This is a genomic window from Vannielia sp. ABF1_015, assembly GCF_056160745.1.
Genome location: NZ_JBSWXT010000002.1, coordinates 1 through 15802 on the forward strand (window position 1 = coordinate 1; position 15802 = coordinate 15802).

The window sequence follows — 15802 nt, forward strand, 5'->3', positions numbered from 1 at the left end:
CGCGTCTCCACCGGCAACACAATGGCCTCTACCGTTGTGATCGGCGAGCGCATGGCCGACATTCTTATCGGCTAAGGCGCGCGGGCGCGGGGGGGGGGGGGGGGGGGGGCCCCCCCCCCCCCACCCCCGGGAGTATTTGCGGCAAGAAAATAGGGCGGGTCACGCGAAACTTGCAGCGAAGGTGCTGCGATAGGTTTCGGAGAGTTCGGAGAGCGGGGCAGAACTGCCGCCGAGGCTTACCGTATCGCCACCGAACTTGCCGACGGTGGTTAGCGGCACGCCAGCCTGACCTGCGGCGACCATGAGCGCCTCGGCCTTGTCGAAGGAGCAGGCGATGAGGTAGCGGGCCTGATCCTCGCCGAAGAGGGGGCCGTTGCCCGCTGCGTCGATCTGCACGCCCACGCCTGCGGCTTCGGCCATTTCGAAGGCGGCAAGGGCAAGGCCGCCATCGGCGAGGTCGGTGCATGCGTCGATGTTGGCGGCATTTGCGCGGATGAAATCGCCGTGCAGCTTTTCGGCGGCGAGGTCGACATGGGGGGCGTCGCCGTCTTCGCGGCTGAAGGCTTCAGCCAGCAGGGCGGTTTGGCCGAGGTGCGCGCCCTCGGGGCCGATCAGCAAGGCAACGTGGCCCGCACGGGCGGTGCCGTCGATCAGCTGGTCGAGCGTGTCGAGCAGGCCCACAGCGCCGATGGTGGGGGTGGGCAGGATGCCTTGGCCATCGGTCTCGTTGTAGAGCGAGACATTGCCGGAGACGATGGGGGTGTTCAGCGCCTCGCAGGCTTCGCCGATGCCCTTCAGCGCGCCGACGAATTGGCCCATGATCTCGGGCTTTTCGGGGTTGCCGAAGTTGAGGTTGTCGGTCGTTGCCAGCGGCAGGGCACCCTTGGCGGTGAGGTTGCGATAGGCCTCGGCCACCGCCTGCTTGCCGCCCTCGTAGGGGTTTGCCTTCACGTAGCGGGGGGTGACATCGGAGGTGAAGGCGAGGGCCTTCTCGGTGCCGTGGACGCGCACCACGCCGGAGCCCGCGCCGGGGGCGACGACCGTATCGGCCATGACCATGGTGTCATATTGCTCCCAGACCCATGCCTTGTGGGCGTAGTTCGGGGAGGCGAGGAGGCTTTTGAGGCCGTCGATGGCGTCGATCTCCGGCACCGGGTCCATCTCAGCGGCCGGGGGCGTTTCAACCCAGGGGCGGTCATACTCGGGGGCGGAGCCGGAGAGCGTGGCCAGCGGCAGATCGGCCTTGGTTTCGTTGCCGTGGAGCACGAGGAAGCGGTCTTCGGCAATGGTTTCGCCGACGATGGCAAAGTCGAGATCCCATTTTTCGAAGACGGCGCGGGCCTCGGCCTCTTTCTCGGGGTTCAGCACCATGAGCATGCGCTCCTGGCTTTCCGAGAGCATCATCTCATAGGCGGTCATGTTGGTTTCGCGCTGGGGAACGGCATCGAGGTTGAGCTTGATGCCGAGGCCGCCCTTGTCGCCCATCTCGACGGCGGAGCAGGTGAGGCCGGCGGCGCCCATGTCTTGAATCGAGATCACCGCGCCGGTTTGCATCAGCTCCAGCGTGGCTTCCATAAGGCGCTTCTCGGTGAAGGGGTCGCCGACCTGCACGGTGGGGCGCTTCTCTTCGATGGTGTCGTCGAACTCTGCCGAGGCCATGGTGGCGCCGCCAACGCCATCGCGGCCGGTTTTTGCGCCGAGGTAGACCACGGGCATGCCGATGCCACTCGCTGCCGAGTAGAAGATGGCGTCGGTGTCGGCCAGACCGGCGGCGAAGGCGTTGACGAGGCAGTTGCCGTTGTAGGCGGGGTGAAACCGGACCTCGCCGCCCACGGTGGGCACGCCGAAGCAGTTGCCGTAGCCGCCGATGCCCTCGACCACGCCGTTGACCAGCTGGCGGGTTTTGGGGTGGGACGGCTCGCCGAAGGACAGCGCGTTCATCGCCGCGATGGGGCGCGCACCCATGGTGAAGACATCGCGCAGGATGCCGCCAACGCCGGTGGCCGCGCCTTGGTGGGGTTCGATGTAGGAGGGGTGATTGTGGCTCTCCATCTTGAAGACCACGCATTGACCATCACCGATATCGACGATGCCAGCATTTTCGCCGGGGCCGCATATGACTTGCGGGCCCTCGGTGGGCAACTTGCGCAGGTGGAGCTTGGAGGACTTGTAGGAACAGTGCTCGTTCCACATGGCAGAAAAGATGCCCAGCTCGGTGAAGGTGGGCTCGCGGCCGATGATTTCGAGGATGCGCTCGTATTCGTCGGGCTTCAGGCCGTGGGCTTCGATCAACTCGGGCGTGATGGCGGGTTCGGTCATGGAGGCTCCCCTGATGCTCATGCGCCTTTTAGGAAAAGGGCCGTGGGAGGGAAAGGCGCAATTTTGGGTGGGGCAGGGCGGGGCGGGACTCAGATTGGGCTGGCAAGATTATGACTTAGTTTTTTGTAACTGTCGCGGGGTTGGGAACAATCAGGCGCAAACGCGGCAAATGTGTCTAAAATTTTCAATGAATGGACGCAATTAGGACCGAATGCTGTCTCAGGGTTGAGTTGGGTGGAACAGACCTCACGAAAGGTAGAAGCATGACTTACTCGAGCAAGACTGGACTGAAGGGCGGAACGGCAATTATTGCAGCGGCCCTTTGCTTTGCACTTCCTAACTCCGCTGAGGCGCTTGGCCTTGGCGGCGGCGGTGGCGGCGGTGGCGGCATTGGCGTGGATGCCGATGTGTCGATCGGCGGCGGCGGCGGCATTAGTGCTGATGTGGATGTGTCGATTGGCGGCGGCGGAGGCATTGGTGCCGATGCGGACGTGAATATTGGCGGCGGCAGCGGCGTTGATGTTGACGCAGATGTCGCAGTTGGCGGCGGCAGCGGCACTGGTGGCACGGGTGGCGCAGATGTTGAGGTGGATGTTTCAATCGGTGGCGGCGGGACGACCGGAACCAACCCCGATGCACCTGAGGTTACGGCAGGTGTGCCGGGTGCCAGAACTGGCCTTTCCGCGGAAGAGCAGGCTGCACTTAAAAGGTTGCAGCTCGCCAAGAAGCTGGCTGCTTACAAAGGCACCGCGCTGCTCTCTTCCGATGGCCAAATTCTGGGCCGGGTGATTTCTGTCAGCTACTCCGGAAAAGGAGTGACGATCGTGGCGCAGCTTTCGGGGCCTGTGGTTGGCCGCCATGCGGGCAAGACCGTTCGTCTGACGTCTGATCCGCGGGCGCTGAACGACAAGAGCGTGAGACTGCGCCTAAGCGAGCGTCGTTTCCTTAAGGGGCTGCGCAACCTTTAAGGTGCTGAAAGTAAGAACAAGGGCACTGTGGCTTTTCCGGCTGCGGTGCCCGTTTCTATTTTGGAAACGGACTGTTTGGGGAAGCGAAAGCGAAGGCTTGCAAGACGATTTGATTCGGTGCACGCTCCGCGCAATTCGGCCCCCGCCCGGGCCCCTCACATCGCTGGATCACCAGACCGTTGGACAAAAAAAGAGGCCGAGACAAGCTCGGCCTAAGTCCAACAGGGAGGTAAAAGACGCGCTGGCCTGAGCCGGTGCGCCTGATGTCTTCACATATGGTGACGCAGCGCTTTCGTTCAAGCCAAAAAATGCCGCATCAGCGAATGGCAGCCATGACTGTGGCGCATGGCACACAGGGTGAGCTATTCGGCAGCAGCCTCTCGCACAGCCCTGCGTTGTGCTTGAATTTCGCTGGTCACGAAGTCGCGGAATGCGGCTATCCGCTTGGATTGACGCAATTCTTCGGGGTAGGCGAGGAAAACCGGAACCTCGGAACTTTCCTCCTCGGTGAGCACCCGGACCAACCCAGGCGTGTCGAGGGCGACATAATCGGGCAACAGGCCGATACCAAGGTCGTTGATCACCGCTTGCAGCACACCGAAGTAGTTGTTGACGGTGAGTCGCTTGGTCACGTCATGGGTGAGCAGGGCCTGAATCATCTCGGCACCGGCCCGCACCTGGGTGGAATGTGAGGCCTGAGAGATCAGCCGGTGCTGGGAAAGATCGTCCAGATCCTTTGGCACGCCGTTCCGCGCCACATAGCCTTCGGACGCATAGAGACGCATGCGCACGCCCATCAGGCGGCGGCGGATCAGGTCGGCTTGGGAGGGTTCTTTCATGCGGATGGCAACATCGGCCTCGCGCATCGGCAGGTCCAGCACGCGCTCTTCAAGATTGAGGTCAATCGAAAGATCTGGGTAGCGCTCGTAGAGCGCGGGCAGGCGAGGCGTGAGCCAGAGAGTGCCGAAGCCGGTGGTGGCTGTGACCCTGAGTTCGCCAAACACCTCTTCTTCGCTGTCACGAATACGCGCGGCCGCGGTATCAAGCCGGCGGTTCATCACCTGCGTGGCGTCAAACAGCAGCTCGCCTTGCTCGGTGAGAATCAGCCCGCGGGCGTGGCGGTGAAACAGGGTGGCGTTCAGGCTCTCTTCAAGAGCGCGAATCTGCCGGGAGACCGCCGATTGCGACAGCCCCAGCGTCTCACCCGCGTGGGTAAGTGACCCGGCATCAGCCACGGCGTGAAATATTCTAAGCTTGTCCCAATCCATTGGTAAAGGTTCACTATGTTCAAAGCGGTTGCGGCGCAGCATCCTTATGCACGTCATCAGCCTATGCGCAAATCATTAACGAGCACAGAATTGTGTTTGTAGGTCAGAGATTATGACCTAATATCACATTATGCCCGCTACTGGGAGGAAGCGCGTAATGACTAGGCAAGATGTAAGTCTCACCGACCGTTTCGATCTGGAAAAATCGCCGGTTCTGCTCAATGGCACGCAAGCGTTGGTGCGCTTGATGCTGATGCAGAAGGCGCGTGACAGGGCCGCCGGGTTGAATACGGCGGGCTATTGCACCGGATATCGCGGCTCGCCGCTGGGGGGAGTCGATCAGTGGATGACCCGTGCGGGCAAGCTGCTGGCCGAGAATGATGTGCGCTTCGAGCCGGGGTTGAACGAAGACCTCGCGGCCACCGCGCTTTGGGGCAGCCAGAATGCCGAGCTGCGGGGCGAGGGGCGCTATGATGGCGTGTATGGCCTTTGGTACGGCAAGGGGCCTGGGGTGGACCGCTCAGGCGATGTGATGCGCCATGCCAATATGGCGGGCACCAGCCCGCATGGCGGCGTGCTGATGGCCATGGGCGATGACCATACCGGAGAAAGCTCGACCGTTTGCCACCAGTCCGACTGGGCGCTGGTGGATGTGCATATGCCGGTGCTGAGCCCCGCGGGCGTGCAGGAGATCCTTGATTACGGGCTCTATGGCTGGGCGCTGAGCCGCTATGCGGGCGTTTGGGTGGGCCTGAAGGTGATGAAGGACACCGTTGAGGCGACGAGCGTGGTGGATGGCCGGGCGGACCGGCTGAACTTTGTGACGCCCGAGTTTGCGCTGCCGGAAGGCGGGCTGAACATTCGGCTGGGCGATCATTGGATTGCGCAGGAAGAGCGGCTGTTGGCGCACAAGAGGTTTGCCGCTGAAGCCTTTGCGAACGCGAATAAAATAGACCATCGGATGCATGGCAAGCCGGGCGCGAAGATTGGCTTTGTTGCGGCTGGGAAGAACTGGCTCGACCTCTGCCATGCGTTGGAGCTTTTGGGCATTGACGCGGATGAAGCCGAACGGCTTGGAGTGACGACCTACAAGGTGGGCCAGGTCTGGCCGCTGGATATGAAGGGCTTCCACGATTGGGCCGAAGGGCTGGATGTGATCGTGGTGGTCGAAGAGAAGCGCAAGCTGATTGAGGTGCAGGTGAAGGAGGCGATCTTTGATGATCGCCGGGGGCGGCGTGTGTATGGCGGGATGAAGAATGGCGAGGTGCTGTTTCCGACCCATTTTGCGCTTGATCCCAATGACATAGCGCTCGAACTTGGGCAAATTCTGATCGAGGAAGATTGCGGCACCGACCGGATCAAGGCGGGGATGGCGCGGATTGAAAGCGCGCGGCTGGCCGACAATGCGCCTGATATCGCGGCCCGGTTGCCCTATTTCTGCGCCGGGTGCCCGCATAACTCCTCCACCAAGCTGCCCGAGGGCTCCGAGGCGGGGGCGGGCATTGGCTGCCACTTCATGGCCCGCTGGATGGACCGCTCGACCGACCGTTTCACCCATATGGGCGCGGAAGGGGCGAACTGGATGGGCGAGGCGCCGTTTTCCAAGCGCGAGCACCTGTTCCAGAACCTCGGGGACGGCACCTACAACCACTCCGGCACTCTGGCCATTCGGGCCGCCCTGGCGGCGGGCACCAACATTACCTTCAAGATCCTGTTCAACGACGCGGTTGCAATGACCGGGGGGCAGCCGAATGAAGGCGGCCTGTCACCCCAGCAGATCGCCCGTGAAGTGCTGGCGATGGGGGTTAAGGAGGTGGCGCTTGTCTTCGATGAAAAGGAGGATGTTAATCTTGAGGCCTTTCCGGCGCAGGTGACGCGGCACGAGCGTGCCGAGCTTGAGGGCGTGCAGGAGAAGTTTCGCAAGATCAAAGGTGTATCGGCCATTATTTATGTGCAGACCTGCGCGGCGGAAAAGCGGCGGCGGCGCAAGCGCGGCACCTTCCCCGATATCGACAAGCGGGTGTTTATCAACACCGAGGTCTGCGAGGGCTGCGGCGATTGCGGGGTCCAGAGCAACTGCGTGGCGATCCTGCCGAAAGAGACCGAACTGGGCCGCAAGCGCGAGATCGACCAAAGCGCCTGCAACAAGGATTTCTCTTGCCTCAACGGGTTTTGCCCCAGTTTTGTGACGATTCAAGGCGCGAAGGTAAAGAAGGCACCCGAAAAGGCGGTGGATCTGCCTGACCTGCCGGAGCCGGTGCTGCCTGCAATCGAGGGCACCCATAACATGGTGATTACGGGCGTTGGCGGCACCGGGGTGGTGACCGTAGGCGCGGTGCTGGCCCAGGCTGCGCATATCGACGGCAAGGGCGTTGGCATGATCGAGATGGCCGGGCTGGCGCAGAAGGGCGGCGCGGTTCACATCCACATGCGGATTGCCGAGAAGCCGGAACTGATCAACGCAATCCGCGTGGGCACCGGCGAGGCCAATGCGGTGATTGGCGGCGATCTGGTGACCACGGCAGGCTCCAAGACCTTGGGGCTGATGCGCGAGGGGCAGACCGGGGCGGTGGTGAACGGGGCGGATATCATCACCGGGCATTTCACCCGCGACATCAACTTCAAGCTGCCCCATGACCGGATGGTGCTGGCGCTACAGGCGCGCCTGAAGAATGGCCTGCAAGTATTTGACGCACAGGCGCTTTCTCGCGTGCTTCTGGGCGACAGCATCTATTCCAACATGATGATACTCGGCGCCGCGTGGCAGGCCGGGTTGGTGCCGGTGAGCTATGCGGCGCTGATGCGTGCCGTCGAGTTGAACGGGCAGGCCGTGGAGGGCAACAGGCGGGCCTTCGAGATCGGGCGATGGGCGGTGGTTGAGCCTGAGGCGGCTGCGGGGATGCTTGCGCCCGAGGCGGCGCAGGAGAAGACCCTGGCCGAGCGGATTGACTATCGCGCGCGCCACTTGGAGGCCTGGGGCAATGCCGAAACCGCCCGCCGTTACAGGGCGCTGGTGGACCGCGCCCCGGATGACGCAATGAAGCTGGCGATTGCCAAGGGCTACCACAAGCTGATCGCTTATAAGGACGAATACGAGACCGCTCGGCTGCTGCTGGAGACCGAGGCCAAGGCGGCGGAGGTCTTTGAAGGCGAGATGCGCTTCAGCTACCACCTCGCCCCGCCGATCTTTGGCACCAAAGGGCCCGGCGGGCGCCCGAAAAAGCGGGCCTTCGGGCCTTGGATGCGGCAGGGCTTCAAGCTGCTGGCGGCGATGAAGCCCCTGCGCGGCACTCTATTTGACCCGTTCCGCTTCGCCCATGAACGCAAGCTTGAACGTGCCCTGATCGTGCAATACGAGACCGACATGGCCGATATCCTCGCCGGCCTGAACGACCACAACCGCGCCCCGGCGCTGGCGCTCGCCGAACTCCCGCTGACCATCCGCGGATTCGGCCCGGTAAAGCTCGCCAACGCCGAAAAGGCCGCCAAACGACGCGAAGAACTGCTCGAAGCCTTCCGCAACCCCGAAGCGCCCATGCGCCAGGCTGCGGAATAACCTGTTCATTTTCTTGCTGAAAATATCTCCGGGGGGGTGCGGGGGGCTGGCCCCCCGCTGCGCAACGCTCCCAAAAGGGTGTCACACAGGCTTTACGCACCCGTCATAAAGCCTTCCCAGATCGGCCACCGCGCCCTATCTGAGCGCCATTAAAAAGAGGACGCGCCCCATGGATCAACGCCACCAGGTCGCCCGTGATATCACCTACGCCAATTCGGTGCGCTCCAAGCCGGGCCGTGCCTTTGTGAAGCTGCTGGAAAACGCCACGGGGCGGATCGGGCTGATCAAGCGGGCCGACGGCTACGAGAGCGACGTGGCGCAGGGCGAGGACTTTTGGGATGTGATCCGCCGCCGTTATGGGCTGAGCCTTCGCGTTACCCGGGGCAGCCTTGAAAACATCCCCGCGACCGGCCCGCTGGTGCTGGTGGCCAACCATCCCTACGGCATCCTCGACGGCCTGATGATGGGCCATATCCTGAGCGAAACGCGGGGCGATTTTCGGATTCTGGCGCATCAGGTCTTCAAGCGGTCCGAAGAGCTGAACCGGATCATCCTGCCGATCGACTTTGACGGCACGCGCGAGGCGCAGGCCACCAATCTGGCCACCCGCAAGGCTTCGCTCGATTATCTGGGGCAGGGCGGGGCGATTGGCGTGTTTCCGGGCGGCACGGTGAGCACCTCGGCGCGCCTTCTTTCGCGCCCGCTCGATCCGGGCTGGCGGCGCTTTACCGCCAAGATGATCGCCAAATCGGGGGCAACGGTGGTTCCGGTGTTCTTTGAGGGCGCCAACAGCCGGTTGTTCCAGATGGCCAGCCATATTCACTCGACCCTGCGGATTGCGCTGCTGATCAAGGAGTTCCGCGCCCGCATCGACGAGCCGGTGGATGTGGCCATTGGCCAGCCGATCCCGCGGCATGAAATCGACAGTCGCGCCCGCGATCCCAAAGCTCTGATGGATTTCTTGCGCGAGGCCACGTATAGCCTGTCGAACACGCCTGTTCGTGCACGCGAATACGGCAAGGAATTTGAGGATTTTCACAAGGCGTAACCTGCCATGGCGGTTGGTATTTTCGACTCAGGGATCGGCGGGCTCACCGTGCTGGACGCGGTGCAAAAGCGGCTGCCCGACCAGGCGTTTGTCTACTATGGCGACCACGCCCACAGCCCTTACGGCGTGCGCGATGCCGACAATATCCATGACCTGACCCGCGGCGCGGTGGAGCGGCTCTGGGCCGAGGGCTGCGACTTGGTGGTTCTGGCCTGCAATACGGCGAGCGCGGCGGCCTTGCGGCGGATGCAGGAGGCCGGTGTGCCCGAGGGCAAACGGGTGCTTGGTGTGTTCGTGCCGCTGATCGAGGCGCTGACCGAGCGGCAGTGGGGCGACAACTCGCCCCCGCGCGAGGTGGCGGTGAAGCATGTGGCGCTGTTTGCCACGCCCGCCACGGTGGCCTCCCGCGCATTTCAGCGCGAGCTGGCCTTCCGGGCCATCGGCGTGGATGTCGAGGCGCAGGCCTGCGGCGGGGTGGTGGATGCCATCGAGGATGGCGACATGATCTTGGCCGAGGCGCTGGTGCACAGCCATGTGGACGCGCTCAAGCGCAAGATGCCCAAGCCTGAGGCCGCCATTCTGGGCTGCACTCATTATCCGATCATGGAAGAGGCCTTTCAGGAGGCGCTTGGCCCCGAGGTCAGCGTTTATTCGCAAGCCACGATCGTGGCGGAGTCTCTGGCCGATTATCTCACCCGCCATCCCGACAAGCTGGGCAGCGGGGAGGAGACGAAATTTCTGACCACGGGCGATCCGCGCAAGGTGACGGATCAGGCCACACGCTTCTTGCGACGAAAAGTTGAATTTCAGCCTGCCTGACTTCAGCTTACACATCGCAAGACCAAGGAAAGACCAATGACCGCAAAGATCGCCATTCTGGGCGCCTCCGGCTATACCGGCGCCGAACTCGTGAGGATTATTGCCACCCATCCGGGCATGGAGGTGGCCGCGCTGGCTGCCGAGCGCAAGGCAGGCATGGAGATGCGCGACGTGTTCCCGCATCTGGCCCATCTTGACCTGCCCAAGCTGGTGAAGATTGACGAGATCGATTTTTCCGCCATCGACCTCTGCTTTTGCGCCTTGCCGCATGTGACCAGCCAGCAGGTGATCCCCGGTTTGCCCGAGGGGTTGAAGGTGGTGGACCTCTCCGCCGACTTCCGGCTGCGCGATCCGGCGGAATATGAAAAGTGGTATGGCCAGCCGCATCAGGCGGTGCAGTTGCAAGAGCAGGCGGTTTACGGGCTCACCGAGTTTTATCGCGACGAGATCAAGGGTGCCCGGTTTGTGGCGGGCACGGGCTGCAATGCGGCGACCGGGCTGTTCAGCCTGCTGCCGCTGTTCAAGGGCGGTCTGATCGACCCTGACTCGGTGATCATCGACATGAAGGTTGGGGTTTCTGGCGCTGGACGGGCGTTGAAGGAGAACCTGCTGCATGCCGAGCTGAGTGAAGGCTGGATGCCCTACGCGGCGGGCGGCAAGCACCGGCATTTGGGCGAGTTCGACCAAGAGTTTTCCAAGGCGGCGGGGCGCGAGGTGCGGGTGCAGTTTACCCCCACGCTGATCCCGGCGAACCGGGGCATTCTCTCGGCGGCTTACGTGCAGGGGGACGCCAAGGCGATTCACGCGGCGCTGGTTGAGGCATATCAAGACGAGCCGTTCTGCCATGTGCTACCCATGGGGCAGGTGCCTTCGACCCGCTCGGTTCGGGGCAGCAACATGGTGCATCTCGGTGTGGCCGCAGAGCGGGCCGAGGGCCGGGCGACGGTGTTTGCCGCGCTTGATAACCTGACCAAGGGCTCCAGCGGGCAGGCGGTGCAGAACGCCAACCTGATGCTGGGGCTGGAAGAAACCGAGGGGCTGATGATGGCCCCGTTGTTCCCGTAGGGAGGGGCTGATGGCCGGTCTTAAGGGGCTGAAAAAGAAGCGTCGGGTGCAGGTGATCTTCGTCGCCATTGCAGCACTGGCACTTTCTGCCGGGCTGATCGGCTATGGCTTTCGCGATGGGATCAACTTTTTCCGCTCCCCCAGCCAGGTAATGGAGAGCCCGCCCGCGCCCAATGAAGTGTTCCGCATCGGCGGGCTGGTGGAAGAGGGCTCCATCGTCCGCGGCGAGGGTGAGACGGTGCGGTTTTCGGTGACGGATGGCGGCGCGGTGGTGCCGGTGGAGTTTACCGGCATCCTGCCTGACCTCTTTGCCGAGGGGCAGGGCATGGTGGGAACCGGCAGCTATGACGGGAAGGTCTTTGTGGCCAGCGAGATTCTGGCCAAGCACGACGAGACCTATATGCCCAAAGAAGTCGTGGACGCGCTGAAAGAGCAGGGCGTTTACGTGGAGCCTGAGCCGGACTCTTGATTTTGGCGCGCGCAGGCAAGCATAGGCCTTGCGCACCCTAGGCGTTTCTTCTGCAGAACGATCCGAGCGCTAGTCGGCGCGCGGCGCGATGTGGCGCACGCGGGTGGTGTAGGGCTGCGTTTCGGCCAGATGGGTTGCCCTGTCTGCGAGATCTTCCGGTGATGGAATGAGAAAGCCGGGCCCCTGCGACGGGTCGCGGGGGCTGCCGGCGGGCCTGTTGCCCGTATGTTGGGGCACGGGCGCGGCCAGCGCCGTGGCCAGCGCTTCGGCAGGGCGCCACGGGGCGAGCTCAGCGGCGAGATCGAGCCCATCGAGGCGGGCGCAATGCTTCGGCGCGCAAGAGACTTCAACATAGGGCGCGTAGAGATAGAGCCCGTTCAGGACGGCGGTGCCGTTATCCGCCCGGATGAAGGAGCCATAGACTAATTCGGCGTGGTCTGGATGGTTGAAGGATGCGTAGCTTAGCCGATCGTTGAAGACATGGGCCTGATGCGGCGCACCGTCCATCGTTGCGCGGATCGCGCCGATGATGGCGGGGACCACCGCGCCATCGTCGGCCCAGAGCATGGGCGGGCGCAGGGCGCGATAGTGGGTAAAGGCCAAGGGCTTGGGCGGCACATCGACGAAGCGGCGGGTCGGGTCGGCGGCGATCTGGGTGCGGAGGGCGGTCAGCTCAGCTTCGGTCATTTCCGCGTCGGTTAGGGTGACGGGGGTGGCGTGGGGCAGGAGCGGGGCGAAATCCATCCGCGAGACATTGCAATAGGCCATGGCGGCCACCTCCTGCCCGTCGCGGACGGCCCAGATGATCTTGGCGTCCGTGTCGCCCTCGCAGTAGTTGGGCGACGGGCCGGTGTTGGTGAGTTGGCCGAGGAAGCGGGGGCCGTAGAAGCCTATTTCGGTGTCGTTTAGTGGCGCGGGATCGTCGACGAGATACCATCCGCGCGGGCCGTCGTGGAAAACGAGAAAATCGACCGCGGTCAGATCTTCGGAGAGCACGCGGGAAAGGGGTGCCTTCGGCAGGTTTGACGTGTCTTCGCGGCCCCAATTGGAAAAGGCGGTGGCGATGCCCCAGAGGATCGCAGCGCCCCAGAGGGCGAAGCCGGCGGTGGCGAGGCCGAGGATAAGGCCGATGATGACAGGCAGGCGCTTCATGGGGCGGGGCGATCCAGCCGGTAGTAGGTGCTGTCAGACCATTCGCCATTGATGCAAAAGGTGTTCTTGGCGTGGTGGGTGACGGTGAAGCCGACCTTCTCCAGCACCCGGCCTGAGCCGATGTTGCGCGGGTCGATATCGGCAGTGAGAGCGTCACAGGCGGGGTGGCGGGCGAAGGCTTCGACGGTAACGGCTTGCAGCGCCTCGGAGGCAAAGCCCTGGCCCCATGCCGCGCGGGAGAGGATGTAGCCGACCTCCCATTTGCGCCAGAGGCCGACGCGCCCGATGAGTGTGCCTTGGTGGAGGATCATCCACTCCGGCCCAAGTTCGCGCTCGCCGCGCATGAAGCCTTCAAGCCGGTCGGCGGTGGCGTCGATGGTTTCATCCGGCGGGGTGGACCAATGGCGCATCACGTCCGGGTCGGAAAAAATGGCGTGGAGCGCGGGCAAGTCGCAGGGCTCGGCCGGGCGCAGGATGAGCCGCGCAGTCTGGATCATACCGAGAGGCGCGCGCCGTGGGAGCCGCGCTCGCGGTAGGGGGTGGTTTGATATTGCGCGCGGTAGCACTTGGAGAAATGCGAGGGCGAGGTGAAGCCGCAGGCCAGCGCCACGTTGATGACCGACATATTGGTTTGCATCAGCAGGTTGCGGGCCTTCTGGAGCCGGAGTTCCATGTAGTAGCGCTTGGGGGAGCGGTTGAGGTAGCGGCGGAACAGGCGCTCAAGCTGGCGGGTGGACAGAACGACATCTTCGGCCAGTTTGGCGGGCGAGATGGGCTCTTCGAGGTTTTGCTCCATGATCTGGATCACGCGGCTCAGCTTGGGGTGGCGCACGCCGATGCGTGTGGGGATGGAGAGGCGCTGGGTGTCCTGATCGGTGCGGATCGAGGAATAGATCAGCTGGTCGGCCACGGTGTTGGCCAGCTCCTCGCCATAGTCTTCGGCGATGATCTGTAGCGCGAGGTCGATGGAGGCGGTGCCGCCCGCCGTCGTCATTCGGTTGCCGTCATGGACGAAGACGGTCTTGGTCAGGCGCACCTCTTCGAACTCTTCGGTGAAGCTGTCGGCGTTTTCCCAATGGATCGTCGCGCGCTTGCCGTCGAGCAGCCCGGCGCGGGCGAGCAGGTAGCCTGCGGTGCACAGTCCGCCGATGGCGAGCCCGCGACGGGCCTGTTTGCGCAGCCATGCGAGGATCTTGGGGCTGGCCTTGTCTTCCACGTCGAGCCCGGCGCAGGCGAGGATCACCTCTTCGCGGTTGAGGTCGTCTAGCCCGCCGTTGACCTGAAAGACCGAGCCGCAGGAGGCCTGGACCGGCACAGCGCCTTCGGAGATCAGCTGCCAGTCGTAGAGCTGGTTGCCAGAGGTGCGGTTGGCCAGCCGGAAGGCGTCGATCGCGCCAGCAAAGCTGAGAAGCGAGAAATCGGGGACGAGAAGGAAGGCAAAGCGCTTCGGCTTGGCCGGCACCTCGACCACCAGAGTTTGCGCTTCGGGCCGCCGCATCATTCTGGCTCCATGCTGGAAATTGTCCCCGCCGGGGAGGCAAGCAGGATTTGACATAGGGCGCAAGAGCATTGGGTGCAGAAAATCGCGCGATGACCGCGCGCGGGGCTAGAGGTTTTGCTGCTCTGGCCCTATAAGGGCGGCCTTACCCGCGCGGGGAGGCGCGGGAGCGATGAAGGACATGAGACGATGAGCACTTGGACCAAAGCCGACTGGCGTTCGAAGCCTCGGGTGCAGATGCCCGACTATCCTGATGCGGCAGCACTGAATGCCGTTGAGGCGCAGCTTGCGAAGTATCCGCCGCTGGTGTTTGCCGGTGAGGCCCGCCGTTTGCGCGATGAGCTTGGCAAGGCGGCGCGTGGCGAGGCGTTTTTGCTTCAGGGCGGCGATTGTGCCGAGAGCTTTGCAGAATTCAGCGGCGACAACATCCGCGACACCTTCAAGGTGATGCTGCAGATGGCCATCGTGCTGACCTACGGTGCCAAGGTGCCGGTGGTGAAGGTGGGCCGGATGGCCGGGCAGTTTGCCAAGCCGCGCTCCGCGCCGATGGAGGTGAAGGGTGATGTGGAGTTGCCGAGCTACCGCGGTGACATCATCAACGAGCTTGATTTCACCCCCGAGGCCCGCATTCCGGACCCGAAGAAGATGCTTCAGGCCTACACCCAGGCGGCGGCCACGCTGAACCTGCTGCGCGCCTTCTCGCAGGGTGGTTTTGCCGATATTCACCGGGTTCACGCCTGGACGACGGGCTTCGCGGATGAGGACCGCGCGGCACGCTACAGAGACCTCAGCAACCGGATTCAGGATGCGCTGGACTTTATGTCTGCCGCCGGGATCGACGCCGACTCGGTGCATGCCATGCAGTCGGTGGATTTCTACACCAGCCATGAGGCGCTGCTGCTGGAATACGAAGAGGCGCTGACCCGCGTGGACAGCACCACCGGGCAGACCGTGGCCGGATCGGGCCACATGGTGTGGATCGGCGACCGTACCCGCCAGCCCGACGGCGCGCATGTGGAGTTCTGCAAGGGGATCATCAACCCCATTGGCCTGAAGGCCGGGCCGACGATGGAAAGCGACGACCTGAAGCGGCTGATGGCGGATCTCAACCCGAAGAACGAGGCCGGGCGGCTGACGCTGATCACCCGGTTTGGCGCAGGCAAAGTTGAAGAGCACCTGCCGCGGCTGATCGACGTGGTGAAGAGCGAGGGCGCCAATGTGGTGTGGGTCTGCGATGCGATGCATGGCAACACCATCAAGAGCGACAGCGGCTTCAAGACCCGGCCCTTCGAGCGGGTGCTGGGCGAGGTGCGCGAGTTCTTTGGCGTGCACCGTGCAGCGGGCACCGTGCCCGGCGGCGTGCATTTCGAGATGACCGGTCAGGATGTGACCGAGTGCACCGGCGGCGTGCGGGCTGTGACCGACGAAGACCTCGGCTCGCGCTACCACACCGCCTGCGACCCGCGCCTGAACGCCAGCCAATCGCTGGAGCTCGCCTTCCTCGTGGCCGAGGAGCTTGAGCGGCGCGGGGTTGATGCGCGGCGCGATGCTGTCTGACCCGTTGAGGGCATGACCGAGAGACATTGAAACGGCGCGAAGAGGTTCGCGCCGTTTTGCATGTGTAGGGCTGTCTGTGGGCT

12 protein-coding genes are annotated in these 15802 nt (G+C 63.5%); 7 read left to right on the forward strand and 5 right to left on the reverse strand.

The features are described 5' to 3' along the window. Positions 1-159: 159 nt before the first annotated feature. A complete protein-coding gene (purL, locus tag ACXAG6_RS12405) occupies positions 160-2319 on the reverse strand; it encodes a phosphoribosylformylglycinamidine synthase subunit PurL (protein ID WP_475337963.1) in 2160 nt (719 codons plus the stop codon). Between the two features lie 263 nt (positions 2320-2582). Between purL and ACXAG6_RS12410 the strand changes: the two genes are divergently transcribed. Then, positions 2583-3287, forward strand: a complete 705-nt coding sequence (locus ACXAG6_RS12410; protein ID WP_475337964.1) for a hypothetical protein — start codon at positions 2583-2585, stop codon at positions 3285-3287. Positions 3288-3649: 362 nt separating this feature from the next. Here the strand turns inward: ACXAG6_RS12410 and ACXAG6_RS12415 are convergent, their stop codons facing one another. Continuing rightward, positions 3650-4555 (reverse strand): LysR family transcriptional regulator, encoded by a 906-nt coding sequence (locus tag ACXAG6_RS12415; protein WP_475337966.1) that lies wholly within the window; start codon positions 4553-4555, stop codon positions 3650-3652. A 157-nt stretch (positions 4556-4712) separates the two neighbouring features. Here ACXAG6_RS12415 and ACXAG6_RS12420 point away from each other — a divergent pair, with 157 nt between their 5' ends. The 5 genes from ACXAG6_RS12420 to ccmE all read left to right on the forward strand — a co-directional run bounded on the left by ACXAG6_RS12420 (position 4713) and on the right by ccmE (position 11512). After that, positions 4713-8111, forward strand: coding sequence for an indolepyruvate ferredoxin oxidoreductase family protein (locus ACXAG6_RS12420; protein WP_475337967.1), 3399 nt, complete (start codon positions 4713-4715; stop codon positions 8109-8111). Positions 8112-8280: 169 nt separating this feature from the next. Beyond that, positions 8281-9159 (forward strand): lysophospholipid acyltransferase family protein, encoded by an 879-nt coding sequence (locus tag ACXAG6_RS12425; protein WP_475337968.1) that lies wholly within the window; start codon positions 8281-8283, stop codon positions 9157-9159. 6 nt (positions 9160-9165) lie between these two features. Next, positions 9166-9978 carry a glutamate racemase gene (gene murI / locus ACXAG6_RS12430; RefSeq protein ID WP_475337970.1) on the forward strand — a complete coding sequence of 271 codons (813 nt, stop codon included), beginning with the start codon at positions 9166-9168 and terminating at the stop codon, positions 9976-9978. Positions 9979-10014: 36 nt separating this feature from the next. Beyond that, a complete protein-coding gene (argC, locus tag ACXAG6_RS12435; protein ID WP_475337971.1) occupies positions 10015-11043 on the forward strand; it encodes an N-acetyl-gamma-glutamyl-phosphate reductase in 1029 nt (342 codons plus the stop codon). 10 nt (positions 11044-11053) lie between these two features. Further along, positions 11054-11512 (forward strand): cytochrome c maturation protein CcmE, encoded by a 459-nt coding sequence (ccmE, locus tag ACXAG6_RS12440; RefSeq protein ID WP_475337972.1) that lies wholly within the window; start codon positions 11054-11056, stop codon positions 11510-11512. A 69-nt stretch (positions 11513-11581) separates the two neighbouring features. Here the strand turns inward: ccmE and ACXAG6_RS12445 are convergent, their stop codons facing one another. The 3 genes from ACXAG6_RS12445 to ACXAG6_RS12455 are packed head-to-tail and all read right to left on the reverse strand — an operon-like array spanning position 11582 to position 14162. Beyond that, on the reverse strand, positions 11582-12664 hold the full coding sequence (locus ACXAG6_RS12445) for a hypothetical protein (RefSeq protein WP_475337974.1): 1083 nt from the start codon (positions 12662-12664) through the stop codon (positions 11582-11584). Then, positions 12661-13161: a GNAT family N-acetyltransferase gene (locus ACXAG6_RS12450; RefSeq protein WP_475337975.1), complete on the reverse strand. Its 501-nt coding sequence runs from the start codon at positions 13159-13161 to the stop codon at positions 12661-12663. The genes ACXAG6_RS12445 and ACXAG6_RS12450 overlap by 4 nt, the downstream gene beginning before the upstream one ends. Continuing rightward, entirely contained in the window at positions 13158-14162 is a 1005-nt protein-coding gene (locus tag ACXAG6_RS12455) for a GlxA family transcriptional regulator (protein ID WP_475339056.1), read from the reverse strand. Before ACXAG6_RS12455 ends, ACXAG6_RS12450 begins: the two co-directional genes overlap by 4 nt. 189 nt (positions 14163-14351) lie before the next feature. Here ACXAG6_RS12455 and ACXAG6_RS12460 point away from each other — a divergent pair, with 189 nt between their 5' ends. After that, positions 14352-15719: a class II 3-deoxy-7-phosphoheptulonate synthase gene (locus tag ACXAG6_RS12460; RefSeq protein WP_140014387.1), complete on the forward strand. Its 1368-nt coding sequence runs from the start codon at positions 14352-14354 to the stop codon at positions 15717-15719. Positions 15720-15802: the final 83 nt, after the last annotated feature.

Excerpts from the sequence above, each read along its gene's own strand:
- ACXAG6_RS12455 (WP_475339056.1), bottom strand. The coding sequence starts at position 14,162 with ATGCGGCGGCCCGAAGCGCAAACTCTGGTGGTCGAGGTGCCGGCCAAG.
- ACXAG6_RS12410 (WP_475337964.1), top strand. The coding sequence starts at position 2,583 with ATGACTTACTCGAGCAAGACTGGACTGAAGGGCGGAACGGCAATTATT.
- ACXAG6_RS12420 (WP_475337967.1), top strand. The coding sequence starts at position 4,713 with ATGACTAGGCAAGATGTAAGTCTCACCGACCGTTTCGATCTGGAAAAA.
- ACXAG6_RS12415 (WP_475337966.1), bottom strand. The coding sequence starts at position 4,555 with ATGGATTGGGACAAGCTTAGAATATTTCACGCCGTGGCTGATGCCGGG.
- ACXAG6_RS12425 (WP_475337968.1), top strand. The coding sequence starts at position 8,281 with ATGGATCAACGCCACCAGGTCGCCCGTGATATCACCTACGCCAATTCG.
- argC (WP_475337971.1), top strand. The coding sequence starts at position 10,015 with ATGACCGCAAAGATCGCCATTCTGGGCGCCTCCGGCTATACCGGCGCC.
- ccmE (WP_475337972.1), top strand. The coding sequence starts at position 11,054 with ATGGCCGGTCTTAAGGGGCTGAAAAAGAAGCGTCGGGTGCAGGTGATC.
- ACXAG6_RS12460 (WP_140014387.1), top strand. The coding sequence starts at position 14,352 with ATGAGCACTTGGACCAAAGCCGACTGGCGTTCGAAGCCTCGGGTGCAG.
- murI (WP_475337970.1), top strand. The coding sequence starts at position 9,166 with ATGGCGGTTGGTATTTTCGACTCAGGGATCGGCGGGCTCACCGTGCTG.
- ACXAG6_RS12450 (WP_475337975.1), bottom strand. The coding sequence starts at position 13,161 with ATGATCCAGACTGCGCGGCTCATCCTGCGCCCGGCCGAGCCCTGCGAC.
- ACXAG6_RS12445 (WP_475337974.1), bottom strand. The coding sequence starts at position 12,664 with ATGAAGCGCCTGCCTGTCATCATCGGCCTTATCCTCGGCCTCGCCACC.
- purL (WP_475337963.1), bottom strand. The coding sequence starts at position 2,319 with ATGACCGAACCCGCCATCACGCCCGAGTTGATCGAAGCCCACGGCCTG.